Consider the following 16,315-nt stretch of genomic DNA (forward strand, 5'->3'; position numbering starts at 1 on the left):
GGCGAACGAAAGAAGGCAGTTTCATGTCCGGTACGAACACAGATGTGCCTGCCGTCATCGCGCACGAGCTACCGAACCCGGTGCCGCACGACGAGCTCGCGGCGTGCCCGGTCACCGACCTGTTCCGGCGGATCGGCGACAAGTGGAGCATGCTCGTGGTGATCATGCTGGGCAAACGGCCGTACCGGTACAACGAGCTGCACCGCTCCATCGAGGGCGTCAGTCAGCGGATGCTCACCCGGACCCTGCGCACACTGGAAGAGGACGGCCTGGTGCGGCGTGAGGTGTTCCCGAGCGTTCCGCCGAGCGTCGAGTACAGCCTCACGCCGCTGGGTGTCAGCCTGCTCGAACCGTTGTCCGCACTGGCCGAATGGGCCGTGAAGAACGCTACTTCCGCCGTCCCCACAAGGTGAGGGCGAGCGACAGCGCGAACAACGCGATCGGCAGCCGGTAGTCCTTCACCGCCTGGACCAGCGGGCGGACCCGCTGGCTGATGTCCATCCTGTTCACCAGCTCGTCCACGGTCTCGCTGAGCTCGCGGCGGGTCTTCTCGACTTCGTGCTGCAGGTCCTGGTGGGTACTCATGCCGGTACGTCCTTCTTCGGATGCGTCATGATCCGGATGTCCTCGCGTACGCGGTCACCCATGTCGTCGGGCACCGGCGGCACTCCCTTGCTCAACTGGGATTTGCCGACCAGCGCGGCGATCCCGGCCAGCACGAGCACGGCGGCGCCGACGAGCAGCGCCGCCAGCCACGGCGCCAGCACGGTGGCGAGGCCCAGCACCGCGCACGCGAGCAGCACCATGCCGCCGTAGAACGCGAGCAGACCGGCCACCCCGAAGGCACCCGTGCCGAACAGGGCTTGTTTGGTCTTGGACGTCATCTCCTGCGCGGCCAGTCTCGCCTCCGCCTTGACCAGCCTGCTGGTCTGCTCGGCAAGGTCACCGACCAGCTTGGCGACGGACCGCTCGTCATCGTGGCTGTTCACACAGGGTGGCTACCCGGCCCCGTCCGGGTGAAACCTGCTGTCCATTCAGGATGCGCACGAACTGCGCAACCCGGGACGGGTGGGTAGCGTGAGGCGGGTGGGCGTGCGCCAGTGGATTTCCGGCTGGCCGGTGATCAGGCAGATCACCGGTGACGACCCGTCGGGCCGAGGGGACGCCGTCCGGTCGGCAGCCACCGAGCGGACGGCGCCGCGCACCGCGCGGGCCGACAAGGTGACCCGGTCGGTCTGTCCGTACTGCGCGGTCGGGTGCGGCCAGAAGGTCTTCGTCGAAGACGGCCGGGTCACCCAGATCGAAGGCGACCCGGACTCCCCCATCTCGCGCGGCAGGTTGTGCCCCAAGGGATCGGCGAGCAAGCAACTGGTCACGAGCCCGTCGCGGGTGACGACGGTCCGCTACCGGCGGCCGCACGGCACCGAGTGGGAGGACCTGGATCTCGGCACGGCGATGGAGATGATCGCCGACCGGGTGATCGCGGCACGGCAGCGGACCTGGCAGCAGGCGGACGACGACGGGCTGACCTTGCGCCGGACGCTCGGCATCGCCAGCCTCGGCGGCGCCACGCTGGACAACGAAGAGAACTACCTGATGAAGAAGCTCTACACCGCGCTGGGGGCGGTGCAGATCGAGAACCAGGCGCGGATTTGACACTCCTCCACGGTTCCCGGTCTGGGGACCTCCTTCGGTCGCGGCGGTGCCACGACGTTCCAGCAGGACCTCGCGAACGCGGACTGCGTGCTCATCCAGGGCTCGAACATGGCCGAGTGCCACCCGGTCGGCTTCCAGTGGGTGATGGCGGCGAAAGCCAAGGGCGCCAAGATCATCCACGTGGACCCGCGGTTCACCAGGACCAGCGCGGTGTCGGACGTGTTCGTGCCGATCCGCGCGGGCAGTGACATCGCGTTCCTCGGTGGCCTGGTCAACTACGTGCTCACGCACGGCAAGGAGTTCCGGGAGTACGTGGTGGCGTACACGAACGCCGCCGCGATCATCACCGAGGAGTTCAAGGACACCGAGGACCTCGACGGCCTGTTCTCCGGCTTCGACGCGGGCAAACGCGCGTACGACCATTCCAGCTGGGCGTACCAGGGCGCCGAAGCCCAGTCGGGCTCCGGCGACCCGGGTGACCGGACCGGCGGCGAGCACCAAGCGGCCGCACAGTCCGAGCAGCACGGCAGCGGCGGAGCCACGATCGCAGCGAAGCCGGCGGAGGATCCCACGCTGCGGCACCCGCGGTGCGTGTTCCAGATCCTCAAACGGCACTACGCGCGCTACACGCCCGAAATGGTCGAGGAAGTCTGCGGTGTGCCCGTCGCGAAGTTCCTCGAAGTAGCCGAGGCGATCACGGCGAACTCGGGCCGGGACCGCACGACGGCGCTGTGCTACGCGGTCGGCTGGACGCAGCACACCGTCGGCGTGCAGTACATCCGCACAGCGTCGATCCTGCAGTCGTTGCTGGGCAACATCGGCCGTCCCGGTGGCGGGATCCTCGCGTTGCGCGGGCACGCCAGCATCCAGGGCTCCACCGACATCCCGACGCTGTTCAACATCCTGCCGGGCTACATCCCGATGCCGCACGCGCGCCAGCACCTGGACCTGGCGTCGTTCGTCGCCAACGACGCGGGGCGCACGGGCTTCTGGGGCAACATGGACAGTTACACCGTGAGCCTGCTGAAGTCGTGGTGGGGCGAACACGCGACCGCGGACAACGACTTCTGCTTCGACTACCTGCCGCGGCTGACCGGCGACCACGGCACGTACAGCACAGTGCTGCGGCAGATCGAAGGCGAGTGCAAGGGGTACTTCCTGGTCGGCGAGAACCCCGCTGTCGGCTCGGCCAACGGCAAGCTGCAACGCCTGGGCCTGGCCAACCTCGACTGGCTGGTGGTACGGGACCTGCAGATGATCGAGAGCGCCACGTTCTGGCGCAACGGGCCGGAGATCGAGACCGGCGAGCTGCGCACCGAGGAGATCGGCACCGAGGTGTTCTTCATGCCCGCCGCGGCGCACACCGAGAAGGACGGCAGCTTCACCAACACGCAGCGGCTGCTGCAGTGGCACCACAAAGCCGTGGAACCGCCCGGCGACGCCCGCAGCGACCTGTGGTTCTACTACCACCTCGGCAAGCTGATCAGGCACAAGCTCCGCGCCAGCAAGGACCCGCGTGACCTGCCGTTGCAGCACCTGACCTGGAGCTACGTGGAGGAAGGGCCGTTGGGTGAACCGTCAGCGGAGTCGGTGCTGGCGGAGATCAACGGAACCGGCCCGGACGGTCCGCTCTCGGCCTACACCGAGCTGAAGAACGACGGGTCCACCGCGTGCGGCTGCTGGATCTACTGCGGGGTCCGGGCCGGTGGCGAGAACCAGGCCGCCCGCCGCAAACCGGGCCGCGAACAGACCTGGGTTGCCCCGGAGTGGGGCTGGGCGTGGCCCGCGAACCGCAGGATCATCTACAACCGGGCGTCCGCGGATCCCGACGGCAAGCCGTGGAGCGAACGCAAACGGTACATCTGGTGGGACGCCGGGCAGGGCAAGTGGGTCGGCGAGGACGTGCCGGACTTCGAGGGGACCAAACCGCCGGGCTTCAGGCCGGAGCGCGGCGCCAAGGCCCAGGACGGGTTGGGCGGCGACGATCCGTTCATCATGCAGACCGACGGCAAAGCGTGGCTGTTCGCACCGGCCGGTCTGGCTGACGGGCCGCTGCCCACCCACTACGAGCCGCTGGAGTCGCCGTACTCGAATCCGTTGTACGGCCAGCAGGCCAACCCGACTCTGCAACGCTACGACCACCCGGCCAATCCCTGCAACGGTTCGGCGTTCCCCTTCGTGGTCACGACGTATCGGCTCACCGAACACCACACGGCCGGTGCGATGAGCCGGACGCTGCCGTACTTGTCGGAGCTGCAGCCCGAGTTCTTCTGCGAGGTCTCGCCCGAACTGGCCGAGCAGCAAGGCCTCGAGCACCTCGGCTGGGCCACGATCATCACCAGCCGCACCGCCATCGAGGCACGGGTGATGGTGACGCAGCGGATGAAACCGTTGCGGATGCGCAAACAGATCGTGCACCAGGTCGGTCTGCCGTACCACTGGGGCCCGAACGGACTGTCCATCGGCGACGCGGCCAACGACATCCTCGGCGTCGCGGCGGACCCGAACGTGCACATCCAGGAGTCCAAGGCCGCGACCTGCGACATCATCCCCGGCAGGCGGCCACGCGGACAGGCACTGCTCGACCTCGTCGAGGAATATCGGAGGCGCGGATGACCGAACGCATGGGGTTCTTCACCGACACCTCGGTGTGCATCGGCTGCAAGGCCTGTGAGGTGGCGTGCAAGACGTGGAACGACGTCCCGGCGGACGACCTGGACCTGCTCGGCATGTCCTACGACAACACCGGTTCACTCAACGCCAACAACTGGCGGCATGTCGCGTTCATCGAACAGACCGTCGAGGACAACACCCGGTGGTTGATGTCCAGCGACGTATGCAAGCACTGCACCGAGGCCGGGTGCCTGGACGTGTGCCCGACAGGGTCGTTGTTCCGCACCGAGTTCGACACCGTGGTCGTCCAGGCGGACATCTGCAACGGTTGTGGTTACTGCGTTCCCGCGTGCCCGTTCGGGGTGATCGACCGGCGTGAGGACGACGGCAGGGCGTGGAAGTGCACGATGTGCTACGACCGCATCGGGGACGGCCTGATGCCCGCCTGCGCCACGGCGTGTCCCACCGAGTCGATCCAGTACGGCCCGTTGGACGAGTTGCGGGCACGTGCCGACGAGCGTGTGCGGGAACTGCACGCGCGAGGTCAGGCTGATGCTCGCTTGTACGGTCACTCCCCCGAGGACGGTGTCGGTGGCGCCGGGGCGTTCTTCCTGTTGCTGGACGAACCCGAGGTCTACGGCCTGCCGTCGAATCCCGTTGTGACGACCAGGGACCTGCCCGCGATGTGGAAGCGGGCGGGGCTGGCCGCCGTGGCAGTCGCCGCCGGGGTCGCCGCGTCGTTCCTGGGGCGGCGCTGATGGGCTACTACGGCAAGCCGATCGTCAAAGAGCCGGTGTGGAAGGTCCCGGACGTGCCCGGGTACCTGTTCCTGGGCGGGATGGCGGGCGCGTCGGCGTCGATGGCGCTGGCGGCTCAGCTTTCCGGGCGTCACGAGCTGGTCAGGCCCGCTCGGATCGCCGCCGCTGTCGGATCGCTCGCGAGTGTGGGAGCGTTGGTCCACGACCTGGGACGGCCCGAGCGGTTCCTGAACATGCTGCGGGTCTTCAAGGTGACGTCACCGTTGTCGGTCGGCTCCTGGATCCTGGCGCCGTTCTCCGGCTTGACGGCGTTGAGCGCGACAACCGATTTCAGTGGACGGTTCCGTGGGATCGGGACGCTCGCCGGGGCCGCGGCGGGCGTGCTGGGGCCCGCGATGTGCACGTACACCTCGGTTCTGCTGGCCGACACAGCGATCCCGGCGTGGCACAACGCGTACCCGGAGCTGCCGTTCGTGTTCGCGGGCAGTGCCATGACCAGCGCGGCGGGCGCGTCCCTGCTTGCCTCGCCGTCCCGGCCCGCTGTCCGGCTCGGCTTGCTCGGGAGTGCCCTTGAGCTGACCTCGACGGCCGCGATGGAACGGCGGGTGGAGAACTACCGGTCCAGCAAACTGCTCACCGCTGCGAAGGCGTTGACAGTCGCCGGAGCCGGTCTGTCCCTGCTGCGCCGCAACCGGCCCGCCGCCGTTCTCGCTGGCGTGAGCTACCTGGCCGCAGGCGTGTGCACCCGGTTCGGCGTATACCGAACCGGCGTGGCCTCCGTGACCTCGTGAGTGGTTGAGCCGGTTAGAACCGGCTCAACCACTCACGAGTAGTGGGAGGTCAGTTCGGGAGGAGTTCGGCCAGTTTCGCCTTGATGCCTTCGTAGGCCATCCTGGCGCTGCCCGGGTCGCCCTTGAGGATCGCCTCGGTCACCGCTTTCACCTGCTCAGCCGTGGCGTGCGGCGGAATGGGCGGGATCTCCGCGTCGCAGCGCACGTCCAGCACGGCGGGCCGGTCGGCCGCCAGCGCCTGGTCCCACGCCGGCCCGAGGTCGTCCGGCGAGTCCACATTGAGCGCGATCAGGCCGAGGGACGCCGCGAACGCCGCGTAGTTGATGTCCGGCAGCGCCTGGGATTCCTCGAACTTCGGCGCGCCACCCATCGCACGCAGCTCCCACGTGACCTGGTTGAGGTCGTTGTTGTGGAACACGCACACCACGCAGCGGCGATCAGCCCACAGGTTCTGGTACCTGGCGATCGTGATCAGCTCGGCCAAGCCGTTCATCTGCATGGCCCCGTCGCCGACAAGGGCGACCACGGGCCGGTCCGGGTGGGCGAACTTGGCACCGATCGCGTACGGCACACCCGCGCCCATGGTCGCCAGTGTGCCCGACAGCGAACCCCGCATCTGGCCACGCATCCGCAGGTTGCGGGCGTACCAGTTGGTGGACGAGCCCGAGTCGGCCGTGATGATGAGGTTGTCGGGCGCCCGAATGGACAGCTCATGCACGATCCTGATCGGGTTGATCGGTTCCGCGCTGACCATGGCCTGCTGTTCCATGGACTGCCACCAGCCGGTCACGTGCCGCTCGATCTTCTCCCGCCACGAACGGTTCTCGTTGCGCCGCACCAACGGCAACAGGGCGCGCAACGTGGAGTGCGCGTCACCGACCAGGTTCACCTCGGTCGGGTAACGCATCCCGATCCGGGTACCGTCCACATCGATCTGCACCGCGCGTGCCTTGCCGTACTCCGGCAGGAACTGGCTGTACGGGAAGTTCGAGCCCACGATCAGCAGCGTGTCGCAGTCCCGCATCATCTCGTAGCTCGGCCGCGTGCCCAGCAGACCGATCGACCCCGTCACGTACGGCAGGTCGTCGGCCAGCACGTCCTTGCCCAGCAGTGCTTTGGCGACCCCGGCGCCGGTCAGGTCGGCGATCTGGCGGACCTCGGCGGTCGCGGTCCGCGCGCCCTGTCCGATCAGGATCGCCACCTTCCGCCCCGCGTTCAGCACGTCGGCCGCCCGTTCGAGCTCGGCACTCGGCGGCGTCAGCACGGGCCGGACCAGCCCGGGCCGGCTCGACGGCACGTGCTTGAACTCGTGCCGCGGTGGTTCGTAGGGCTCTTCCTGGACGTCGTTCGGGATGATCACGACGGTCGGCGCGCTGCGGGTGATCGCCGTGCGCAACGCCCGGTCGAGCGCGTTCGGCAGCTGCTCGGCCACCGTCACCTCGACGGAGTACTCGCTGGCCACGTCCTTGACCAGGGACTGCAGGTCGACTTCCTGCTGGTAGCTGCCGCCGCGGGCGGTTCGCGCGGTCTGCCCGACGATCGCCACGACCGGGACGTGGTCGAGTTTCGCGTCGTACAGGCCGTTGAGCAGGTGGATCGCACCCGGGCCCGACGTGGCCAGGCAGACACCCGGCCTGCCGCTGAACTTCGCGTAGCCGACCGCCTCGAACGCGGACATCTCCTCGTGTCTGGACTGGACGAACCGGGGCCGGTTGTCCGCCTTGCCGAACGCGGCGACGATCCCGTTGATGCCGTCGCCCGGGTAGCCGAAGACCTGGTCGACGTTCCAGTCCCGCAACCGCTGCAGCACGTGGTCGCCGACCGTCTCCACCATCAGCTGTCCACCGACAGGGCCTCGACCAGGTCCCCGACCTGCGGTTCGGGCAGGGCGCGGGCGACGTCGGCCGTGCTGATGATGCCGACCAGTTCGTGCCCGTCGATCACCGGCAGCCTGCGGACCTTGTACTCGGCCATCGTGTTCATGATCTCGGTGGCCTCGTCGTCGGCACCGATCGTCACGGCCTCGCCCTGCGCCAGTTCACCGGCGGTCACCGCGCGCGGGTCCTTGCCCTCGGCGATCACCTTCACCACGATGTCACGGTCGGTGATCATCCCTTTGAGACGGTTGTCCTCCCCGCAGATCGGCAGTGCCCCGACGCCCTTGTCCGCCATCAGCTGCGCGGCGTCCCGAATGGTCTGGCTGGCCTGCACACAGGTCGGATCCGGCGTCATGATCTCGCGTGCGCGCGTCATCATGTGCTCCCTTCGTCGTCGGTTTTCGAGTACCCATGGGTGGGAAGCCCACACCCATGCGCATCGGATACACGCTGATGACTGAACAGGCAGGCCCGAAACAGCTGGTCGACGACGCCGTCAAGGCCGAGCGGGCCGGGTTCGCGTTCGAGGTCTCCAGCGACCACTACTTCCCCTGGCTGGCCGAACAGGGCCACGCACCCAACGCGTGGACAGTGCTCGGCGCGGTCGCTCAATGTACCGAACGCGTCGAGTTGATGACATACGTGACGTGTCCGATCATGCGGTACCACCCCGCGGTTGTCGCCCAGCAAGCCGCGACAGTACAGCTGTTGTCCGACAACCGATTCACCCTCGGTGTCGGGTCGGGCGAGAACCTCAACGAACACGTCGTCGGCCGCGGCTGGCCGCCGGTGAACGTCCGGCACGAGATGCTCGCCGAGGCGCTGCAGATCATCCACGGCCTGTTCGACGGCGGCTACTTCGACTACAACGGCTCGTATTTCCGCGTGGACGCGGCGAAACTGTGGGATCTGCCCGAGGTGCGGGTGCCCATCGGTGCCGCGGTGTCCGGCAAGCAGTCGATCAGCCGGCTCGCGCCGCTGGCCGACCACATGATCGCGACCGACCCCGACCCGGACCTGTGCGAGCTCTGGGACGCCCAGAAGGCGGAGCCCGGCCGCAAGATCGGTCAGATGCCGGTCTGCTGGGATCCCGACCGGGAGGCGGCGGTCAACCGCGCACACGAGCAGTTCCGCTGGTCGATCGGCGGCTGGAAGGTCAACGCCGAGCTACCGGACGCCACCAGCTTCGCCGCGGCGACCTCGTTCGTGCGGCCGCAGGACGTGGCCGACTCGATCCCATGTGGACCGGACGTCGAGCCGATCGTCGACGCCGCGAGGAAGTACGCCGATGCCGGGTTCACCGACCTGGCGATCGTGCAGGTCGGCGGCGACCACCAGGACGGCTTCCTCGACTTCGCCAGGGACTCGCTACTGCCCGCCCTCGACGCAGTAGACAGCGAAGGCTGACCCGATCACCGGCTGGGCGACGTTGCGAACGCGCACGCCGCCCGCCGTGATCCCCTGCTCGGTGCCGAAGTGGGCGTGGCCGTGGATGGCCAGGTCGACGCCGGTCGCGTCGATCGCCTCGGCCAGCTGGTAGCAGCCGAGGAACGGGAAGATCTCCGGCGGCTCGCCGCGCAGCGTGTCCGCGACCGGCGAGTAGTGCGTCAACGCGATCTTGATGTCGGTGTCCAGCCCGGTCAGCGCGGCCCGCAGCCGGTCGGCGATGCCGACGGTGTGCTGGATGAACGCCTTCATCTCCGGCTCACCGAACACGCTGCCCGACTTGCCGGCGAACCCGCCGCCGAAGCCCTTGGCGCCGGCGATGCCGACCGTGCACTGTCCGACCCGGAGCGTGGTGCCGGTGCCCTCGAGGACCTGGATGCCGCGTTCGATCAGCAGATCGGTGATCTCGGCTTCCTTGTCGCTGTGGTAGTCGTGGTTGCCGAGCACGGCGACGACCGGCACCGGCAGGTCGCCGAACTCGTCCGCGACCACCTGGGCCTCGTCGAGACTGCCGTGCCTGGTCAGGTCACCCGCGAGGAGCAGCACGTCGGCGTGCTCCCCGAGGTTGTCCAGCGCGGGACGCAGCCTGCCGCGGGCGTCCTCGCCCAGATGAACGTCGCCGACTGCCGCGATCCGGATCACGTCAGCTCCTCCCGCCTGGTCGGTTCGCCCGCGGGCACGACGCGGACGTCGTTGTGGATCACCATGTCCGGTGCCATGTCCCTGATCACCTCGGACAACTCGGTCCGGCGTTGTTCGGTGGCGACGTCGCCGCTGACGACGATGTGCTCACCCCGTACGGTCACCCGCACTCCTTGCTCTGCCGTTCTGGGATCCTCCGCCAAAGTGGTCCGCAGGCGCGCCACCAGGTACTGCGGCGGTGTCATCGCTCCGACTCCCTTCGTCGATGATGCCCAATCGGTCACACAACAACAGGAACGCCTCGGCGTACGGCGATTCCGCGGTCTGCTCGCGGACCCGGCCCCAATCGATCTGCTCCCGCAACGCACGGGCGATCGGCAGCAGCGCGGCCAGGTCGCAGCGGTGCACTTCCAGCGCGAGGAGCTTGCCGATCATCACCTCGGTGCCGTGCTGCACGCGCATCACGGTCGGGCCGACGCGCATCTCCTCGGCGTGGTCAAGCATTTCCGGGGTGACCTGGCGTTCGTTGGCACGGAAGATCAGATCCACCAGCCGGTCGCCGTCGTAGACCTTGGTCAGCCACTCCTCTGGCGGGTCGGCGGCGCGGAAACCCGCTTCCACCAACGCCTTCACCGCGGTCGGCACATCCTGTTCGAGAATCAGGATGTCGACGTCGTGTTCAGTCTCCGGCCCGCCGCGCGCGTACACCGCGCAGCCGCCGGTCAGCGCGAACGATACCCCGGTCGGCCGCAACGCGGCGGCCACCTTGGTCACGGTTCGCAATAAGGCATCCTGGAAGTCCGAACCCATACCGGATGCTTACCCGTTCCCCGCGCGGACCAATCCACACGGGGAATCTCGTTGGGGTGATTCGGCTCAGCTCACGTCGAGCGTGAGGTCGCCGACGACGGGGCCACCACGGGCTGCACAATGATGTCACCCCGATGCCGACACCGGTCATCGCGAGTGAAAAACCGGCAAGCGGGAACGTTCGGCTACTCGTCCTTCCCGGCTTCTTCACGAGCGCGCTTGCGGCGCTTGCCTTCGTGCATCGCGGCGACGCGGGCGACCGGGATCGTGTGTCCTTCTGCGATCAAGTCGGCGCCGAGCCGTTGCGGCGCGGGCATGTCCGCGGCCCACGGGTCCTGGCCGCCGAGTCGTTCGACAGCGTTGTGCACGGTGAAGTCCCGCGGTGACACGGATTCCAGGTCGTCCCATGCGACCGGGAACGACACAGGCAGTCCTGGCCGCAGGCGCGGGCTGTACGCGGCGACGACCGTCGCGCCGTGTGCCCGCGTGGAGTCCAGGAACACTTTGCCGCCGCGCTCTTCCTTGATGTACGCGGTCGTCGCGAGTTTCGGGTCGACGCGTTCGGCGCGGGCGGCGAGGGCACGCGTCGCCGCGGCGACGTCGTCCGCGTCGTGCGGTTCGAGCGGCACGAAGATGTGCACGCCCTTCGCCCCGCTGGTCTTCACCGCGCCGCTCAGCCCGGAGTCCGCCAATGCCTGGCGGACGAGGAAAGCCGCTTGGACGACAACGGGGAACGCCTCTCCCTCCGGCGGGTCGAGGTCGAGGATCATGTGCGTCTGGTGGTCCGATCCCGCCTGCCGCAACGCCGGGTGGTACTCCACCGCGCGCTGGTTGCCGAACCACAGCAAGGTCTTGCGGTCGTCGCACAGGGCGTACGTGATCTCACGCTTGGACGAGTCGGCCCACAGCTTGACCGTGCGCACGAACGACGGCGTGTACTTCGGGACGTTCTTCTGCATGAACGGGCCCTGCCCGCGCAGGATCCGGATGACCGAGAGCGGGCGGCCCGCCAGCGCGGGGATGATCCGGTCGGACATCGCGTCCAGGTAGTCGACCAGGTCGCGTTTGGTCGCGCCATCGAACAGCGCCTGATCGAGATTGGTCAGCGACACGCCGTCCCGCTCTTCATCGGCCATGGCGTCATACCTTAAGCCAGTTGTCGGCGATCAGCCCGGACAACGTGTGCAGCGGCGCGGCAGCCCAGTCACCGGGGTCGTCCATCGTGCCCAGCGCGCGTTCCCAGACCAACGTCCGTGCGACGTGCGCGACCCAGCAGGCCGTGTCGAGCTGTTCGACCAGTTCGCGGTGTGGCGCGAGGTCACTGAACGCCTCCAGGTAGCTGTCACGCAACCGCGTGACCGTACGGTCGTCCGCGCCGTAGGAATCGCGCATCACTCGAACGGCCACGAGCATGCTGGCGAACGGATGCGCCACCACACTGTCGCCCCAGTCGTAGAACACAGTCCGCCCGCCGGCCACGAACACGTTCCCCGGATGCAGGTCGTTGTGGTCCAGGCTGGGTGCGACGTACGCGCGAGCGAGCCGATCGGCCCGCTCGGCCACCTCCGCGCGCCGGGCGATGATCGCCGCCACGGCGCCGGTGTCGTGCGGCCGCCTGCGGACAGCAGCGACCGCCTGGTCGAAACGTTCCGCCGTGGCCTCGGCGCGCATGTCGGCCACACCGGTGGCCAGCAGGCTGTCCACGTGCGCCGCGAGCTTCCGCTGCAGCTCGCCGTATCGCGGCAGGGCTGCCAGCATGCCCGTGGTGGGGTCCGGTCCGCTTTCCCGCAACGTCGTCCCGCCGTCGGGCAGCGGCAGCCAGCCGCGGTCGGTGTCGATCGCGATCGGCGCCAGCACCCGCTCCGGGACAAGCTCGGACAACACGGAGTACAAGCGGACTTCGAAGACCGTCGCGGGGCCCGGAGCCTTGAGCCAGACGCGGCCTTCGGATGTGATCGCGGTGAGCACAGTCCCCCATGGCCGTACGCGCGGCTACGTCAACTCGCCGACGCGCCTGATGCCCTGATCGGCGAGTCGCTCGTCCACCCACGCCTCGGCGAGTTGTCGCCAGGCACCTGTCGTCCACATCTTCGCCGAGGTCATACCCCGAGAGTGGCAGACGATCATTCACTCGACCTGGTGATTACTGCCGGGTCAGGGCCGATAACCTGAGCCCATGCCCCACGATCTGCCGGAGATCGACCCGACGGTGCCGAGCATCGCGCGCGTCTACGACGCGTTCCTCGGCGGCAAGGATCACTACGAGGTCGACAGGCAGGTCTACCAGCAGATTCTCCAGCTGGCCCCGGAGTCGGCGAGAACGGGCAGGGAAGCGCGGTACTGGCTGATCAGGGCGGTGCGGTTCCTGGCGGGCGGCGCGGGCATCGACCAGTTCCTGGACCTCGGCTCGGGCCTGCCGACCGCCGAGAACACCCACCAGGCGGTCCAGCGGGTCAACCCCGAGGCCCAGATCGTCTACGTCGACAACGACCCGATGGTCGCGGCACACGGCCGGGCGCTGCTCGAGGAGAACGACCGGACGCACTTCGTCGTCGGCGACCTGCGCCAGCCGGACGTCCTGCTGCAGGACCCGACCGTGACCCGGTACCTGGACTGGTCCAGACCGCTGGCGCTGATCCAGTGCAACACCCTGCACCACGTCGCTGACAGCTACGACCCGGCGGGCTTGATGGCCAAGTACATCGACGCGCTGCCGTCCGGCTCGTACGTCGCCATCTCGCACCTGTTCGACCCGGCGGACGGCAGTTCCCGCGCCGAGCTGGCCAAGGAGGTCCAAGCCAGGTTCATGGCGCTGATGGACACGTGCGTGTTCCGCACCCGCGAGCAGATCTCGGCCTTCTTCAAAGGCACGGACCTGGTCGACCCCGGCCTGGCCCACCCCTTCGAGTGGTGGCCGGACGGCCCGCTGACCAACGCCCGCGTGGACGGCGACTACCTGCTGCTCACCGGGGTCGCCCGCAAGCCGTGAGGGCTGGCGGCCCGCGGGCCGCTGGCGACGCCTCTTCGACACCTACGGCCACGGCCAAACCGTTTGACGGAGTGAGCGCTCACTCCGCACACTGGGAGCATGAGTGACGCACCCACCCGGCGACGCGCGCCGGGAATGACCCCGGAGAAGCGCCGGGCGATGATCGTGCAGGCGGTGTTGCCGCTGCTGGTCGAACACGGTCACACGGTGACCACCAGCCAGATCGCCCGCGCCGCGGGCATCGGCGAGGCGACGGTGTTCCGTGCGTTCGCCGACAAGGACGAGCTGCTCAAGGCGTGTCTCACGGAGGCGCTGCGCGCGGACAACGCGGTCGCGGCGATCGAGGCCATTCCCCTGGAGGCGCCACTCGCCGAGCGGCTGGCGGAGGCCGCGGCCGCGCTGGCGGCGCACATGGAACGGATGGGCGCGTTGTTCGGGGCGTTGCGGGCCTCCGGCTTCCAGCGTGAACGCGGGCAGCATCCCCGGCGCCCCGGGCAGGACGCGATCCGGGAGGCGGTCGCCGAACTGTTCGAGCCCGAGCGCGACTCCCTGCGTGTCGCGCCCTACCAACTGGCCGCCATGTTCACCGGCTTGTTGATGATGCGGTCGCGCATGGGCGACGAGAAACCCGAGACCGCCGACATGATCGACGTCCTGCTCAACGGGGCCGTCCGATGACAGCGGGCGGCGGGATGCCGGGCGGCGGCGGTTTCGAGTCCATGATCCTGCGGCGCCGCAGGGGCAGGCGGCTGCCGTCCACGGTCGCCGACAGCGGGCTCACCGGGCCGGTGGAGATCCCCGACCCCGAACCGCCGGACCAGCCCAAGGATCTGCGGTCCCGGTTACAGCGGCTGCGGGAATCGGTGTCCGGGACCGCCCGCGCGCTGCCTCGCGTGTTCCGTTTGTCCTGGCAGGCAAGCAGACCGCTGACGGTCACGCTCGTGATCGTCACTGTCGTGAGTGGACTCATCCCGACCGCGACCGCGTACGTGGCGAAGATCCTGATGGACGCCGTGGTCGAGGCCATCCAGATCCACGCGACCGGCCGCCCCGACCAGACCGTGCTGCACATCCCGCTGGCCGGCGACCAGACCGTCACCTCGGTCGGCAAGATCGTCGGCATCGCGGCCTTCCAGCTCGTCATCTTCGTCGTCCAGTCGGTCACGACGATGCTCACCACGGTCAGCCAGCAGTTGCTGCAGGAACGGATGACGCTGACCATCCGCCACCAGGTGATGGACCACGCGAGCCGGCTGCACCTGTCGTTCTTCGAGGACTCCGCTTCCTACGACCTGCTGCGCCAGGCCGACCGGGAGGCGCCGATGCGCCCGATGTCGATGATGAGCTCCGCGCTCGGTCTCGGCCGGATGGCGATCACGTTCACCAGCATGATCGCCCTGCTGATCACCGTGAGCCCGGTGCTGGCCATCGTCGCGCTGCTCGCGCCGGTCCCGCTGTTCATCTCGCAGTCCAAGTACGGCGCGCAGTCGTTCATCCTGAGCTACCTCGTCTCGCCGATCCGCAGGCGGATGGACTACCTGTCCTCACTGGTCACCACGGACACGTACGCCAAGGAGGTCAAGCTCTTCGGCCTCGGCCCGTACCTGGTCGACCGGTTCGAACGACTGGGCAAGGTGTACTACGAGCGGCAGCGCGGGATGATCCGCAAGAAGAACGTGGCCGGCACGCTGTGGGGGCTGCTGAGCACGGTCGCGGGTTCGGCGATCTACCTCTACATCGCGCTGCGGGCCGTGACGGGCGAGCTGACGCTGGGCGACCTCGCGCTGTACACCGCGGCCGCCGCTTCGGTGCAGAGTTCGGTCGGCGGGCTGTTCGGCAGCTTCTCCGGGATGTACGAGAACAACCTGTACCTGGACACGCTGTACCGCTTCCTGGACACCAAACCCGAGATCAGCCGTCCCGAGTCCCCGGCCGAACTGCCCGATCCGCTGCACGGCCACATCACCTTCGACCGCGTCACGTTCAGCTACCCCGGCGCCGACGAGCCCGCGCTCAAGGACGTCAGCTTCGACATCCAGCCCGGCGAGACCGTCGCGGTGGTCGGCAAGAACGGCGCGGGCAAGTCGACGCTGATCAAACTGCTGTGCCGGCTCTACGACCCGACCGGCGGCCGGATCCTGCTGGACGGCGTCGACATCCGCACGCTCGACCCGGTCGACCTGCAACGCCGGATCAGCGCGATGTTCCAGGACCACGTCAGCTACCAGGCCACGGCGGCGGAGAACATCGGGCTCGGCGACCTCGACCACCTGACCGACCGCCCGGTGATCGAGAAGGCGGCCGGGCGGGCCGGGATCGCCGACCGGATCGACCGCCTGCCACGCGGGTACGACAGCCCGCTGGGCCGGTGGTTCGACGAGGGCGTCAGCCTCTCCGGCGGTGAGTGGCAGAAGATCGCGCTGGGCCGGGCGTTCCTGCGCGAGGTGCCGATCCTGGTGCTGGACGAGCCGACGTCGGCACTGGACGCCCAGGCCGAGCACGACTTGTTCGTCCGGCTGCGGCAGCTGGCCGAGGGCCGGACCACGCTGTACATCTCGCACCGGTTCTCCACGGTCCGCCAGGCCGACCGGATCATCCTGCTGGAACACGGCAAGCTGCTGGAGCAGGGCACGCACGCCGAGCTGATGGAACTCGACGGCGGCTACGCGGAGCTGTTCACGTTGCAGGCCGCCGCGTACCTGGACGCCTGACCGGCGAACCTGTCCACAGGTA

The 16,315-nt window shown here is 68.5% G+C and carries 17 protein-coding genes; 8 read left to right on the forward strand and 9 right to left on the reverse strand.

What is annotated here, in order from left to right; genetic code table 11:
* The first annotated feature begins 23 nt into the window (after positions 1–23).
* Entirely contained in the window at positions 24–413 is a 390-nt protein-coding gene (locus tag AOZ06_RS34690) for a winged helix-turn-helix transcriptional regulator (protein ID WP_054293240.1), read from the forward strand.
* Here the strand turns inward: AOZ06_RS34690 and AOZ06_RS34695 are convergent.
* Both AOZ06_RS34695 and AOZ06_RS34700 read right to left on the reverse strand, forming a co-directional pair.
* A complete protein-coding gene (locus AOZ06_RS34695; protein ID WP_054293241.1) occupies positions 388–585 on the reverse strand; it encodes a DUF3618 domain-containing protein in 198 nt (65 codons plus the stop codon). The two genes, AOZ06_RS34690 and AOZ06_RS34695, sit on opposite strands and share 26 nt — an antisense overlap.
* Positions 582–989 (reverse strand): phage holin family protein, encoded by a 408-nt coding sequence (locus AOZ06_RS34700; RefSeq protein WP_054293242.1) that lies wholly within the window; start codon positions 987–989, stop codon positions 582–584. The genes AOZ06_RS34695 and AOZ06_RS34700 overlap by 4 nt, the downstream gene beginning before the upstream one ends.
* Before the next feature lie 97 nt (positions 990–1,086).
* Between AOZ06_RS34700 and fdh the strand changes: the two genes are divergently transcribed.
* From fdh to nrfD, 3 genes are read left to right on the forward strand one after another with little or no spacing between them, the layout of a single operon-like run.
* Complete coding sequence (fdh, locus tag AOZ06_RS34710) at positions 1,087–4,272, forward strand: formate dehydrogenase (protein WP_236951839.1); 3,186 nt, start codon at positions 1,087–1,089, stop codon at positions 4,270–4,272.
* Complete coding sequence (locus AOZ06_RS34715; RefSeq protein ID WP_063810169.1) at positions 4,269–5,027, forward strand: 4Fe-4S dicluster domain-containing protein; 759 nt, start codon at positions 4,269–4,271, stop codon at positions 5,025–5,027. Before fdh ends, AOZ06_RS34715 begins: the two co-directional genes overlap by 4 nt.
* Positions 5,027–5,818 (forward strand): NrfD/PsrC family molybdoenzyme membrane anchor subunit, encoded by a 792-nt coding sequence (gene nrfD, locus AOZ06_RS34720; protein WP_054293244.1) that lies wholly within the window; start codon positions 5,027–5,029, stop codon positions 5,816–5,818. Before AOZ06_RS34715 ends, nrfD begins: the two co-directional genes overlap by 1 nt.
* A 49-nt stretch (positions 5,819–5,867) precedes the next feature.
* Here nrfD and AOZ06_RS34725 read toward each other — a convergent pair whose 3' ends face one another.
* Positions 5,868–7,652, reverse strand: a complete 1,785-nt coding sequence (locus AOZ06_RS34725; RefSeq protein WP_054293245.1) for a thiamine pyrophosphate-requiring protein — start codon at positions 7,650–7,652, stop codon at positions 5,868–5,870.
* The gene (locus AOZ06_RS34730) at positions 7,652–8,071 is read right to left on the reverse strand and encodes a CBS domain-containing protein (RefSeq protein ID WP_054297139.1); all 420 of its coding nucleotides are present in this window, start codon (positions 8,069–8,071) and stop codon (positions 7,652–7,654) included. Before AOZ06_RS34730 ends, AOZ06_RS34725 begins: the two co-directional genes overlap by 1 nt.
* 56 nt (positions 8,072–8,127) lie before the next feature.
* On the opposite strand from AOZ06_RS34730, the gene AOZ06_RS34735 reads away from it, so the two are divergent.
* The gene (locus AOZ06_RS34735) at positions 8,128–9,102 is read left to right on the forward strand and encodes a TIGR03557 family F420-dependent LLM class oxidoreductase (RefSeq protein ID WP_054293246.1); all 975 of its coding nucleotides are present in this window, start codon (positions 8,128–8,130) and stop codon (positions 9,100–9,102) included.
* On the opposite strand, the gene AOZ06_RS34740 is transcribed toward AOZ06_RS34735, so the two are convergent.
* The 5 genes from AOZ06_RS34740 to AOZ06_RS34760 form a co-directional block, all read right to left on the reverse strand.
* Positions 9,064–9,783, reverse strand: coding sequence for a metallophosphoesterase family protein (locus AOZ06_RS34740; protein WP_179950759.1), 720 nt, complete (start codon positions 9,781–9,783; stop codon positions 9,064–9,066). The genes AOZ06_RS34735 and AOZ06_RS34740 overlap by 39 nt on opposite strands.
* Positions 9,780–9,947 carry a hypothetical protein gene (locus AOZ06_RS60555; protein ID WP_335338304.1) on the reverse strand — a complete coding sequence of 56 codons (168 nt, stop codon included), beginning with the start codon at positions 9,945–9,947 and terminating at the stop codon, positions 9,780–9,782. The genes AOZ06_RS34740 and AOZ06_RS60555 overlap by 4 nt, the downstream gene beginning before the upstream one ends.
* Positions 9,931–10,557, reverse strand: a complete 627-nt coding sequence (locus tag AOZ06_RS34750) for a nucleotidyltransferase family protein (protein WP_063810170.1) — start codon at positions 10,555–10,557, stop codon at positions 9,931–9,933. Before AOZ06_RS34750 ends, AOZ06_RS60555 begins: the two co-directional genes overlap by 17 nt.
* Before the next feature lie 221 nt (positions 10,558–10,778).
* Complete coding sequence (locus AOZ06_RS34755) at positions 10,779–11,729, reverse strand: DNA polymerase domain-containing protein (RefSeq protein WP_054293248.1); 951 nt, start codon at positions 11,727–11,729, stop codon at positions 10,779–10,781.
* A 4-nt stretch (positions 11,730–11,733) separates the two neighbouring features.
* On the reverse strand, positions 11,734–12,561 hold the full coding sequence (locus tag AOZ06_RS34760; RefSeq protein WP_054293249.1) for an aminoglycoside phosphotransferase family protein: 828 nt from the start codon (positions 12,559–12,561) through the stop codon (positions 11,734–11,736).
* 208 nt (positions 12,562–12,769) lie between these two features.
* On the opposite strand from AOZ06_RS34760, the gene AOZ06_RS34765 reads away from it, so the two are divergent.
* The 3 genes from AOZ06_RS34765 (at position 12,770) to AOZ06_RS34775 (ending at position 16,293) form a co-directional block, all read left to right on the forward strand.
* A complete protein-coding gene (locus tag AOZ06_RS34765; protein WP_054293250.1) occupies positions 12,770–13,582 on the forward strand; it encodes an SAM-dependent methyltransferase in 813 nt (270 codons plus the stop codon).
* A gap of 135 nt (positions 13,583–13,717) precedes the next feature.
* Entirely contained in the window at positions 13,718–14,260 is a 543-nt protein-coding gene (locus AOZ06_RS34770) for a TetR/AcrR family transcriptional regulator (RefSeq protein WP_054293251.1), read from the forward strand.
* The gene (locus AOZ06_RS34775; RefSeq protein WP_225952978.1) at positions 14,257–16,293 is read left to right on the forward strand and encodes an ABC transporter ATP-binding protein; all 2,037 of its coding nucleotides are present in this window, start codon (positions 14,257–14,259) and stop codon (positions 16,291–16,293) included. Before AOZ06_RS34770 ends, AOZ06_RS34775 begins: the two co-directional genes overlap by 4 nt.
* Positions 16,294–16,315: the final 22 nt, after the last annotated feature.

It is taken from the genome of Kibdelosporangium phytohabitans, assembly GCF_001302585.1.
Taxonomy (GTDB): domain Bacteria; phylum Actinomycetota; class Actinomycetes; order Mycobacteriales; family Pseudonocardiaceae; genus Kibdelosporangium; species Kibdelosporangium phytohabitans.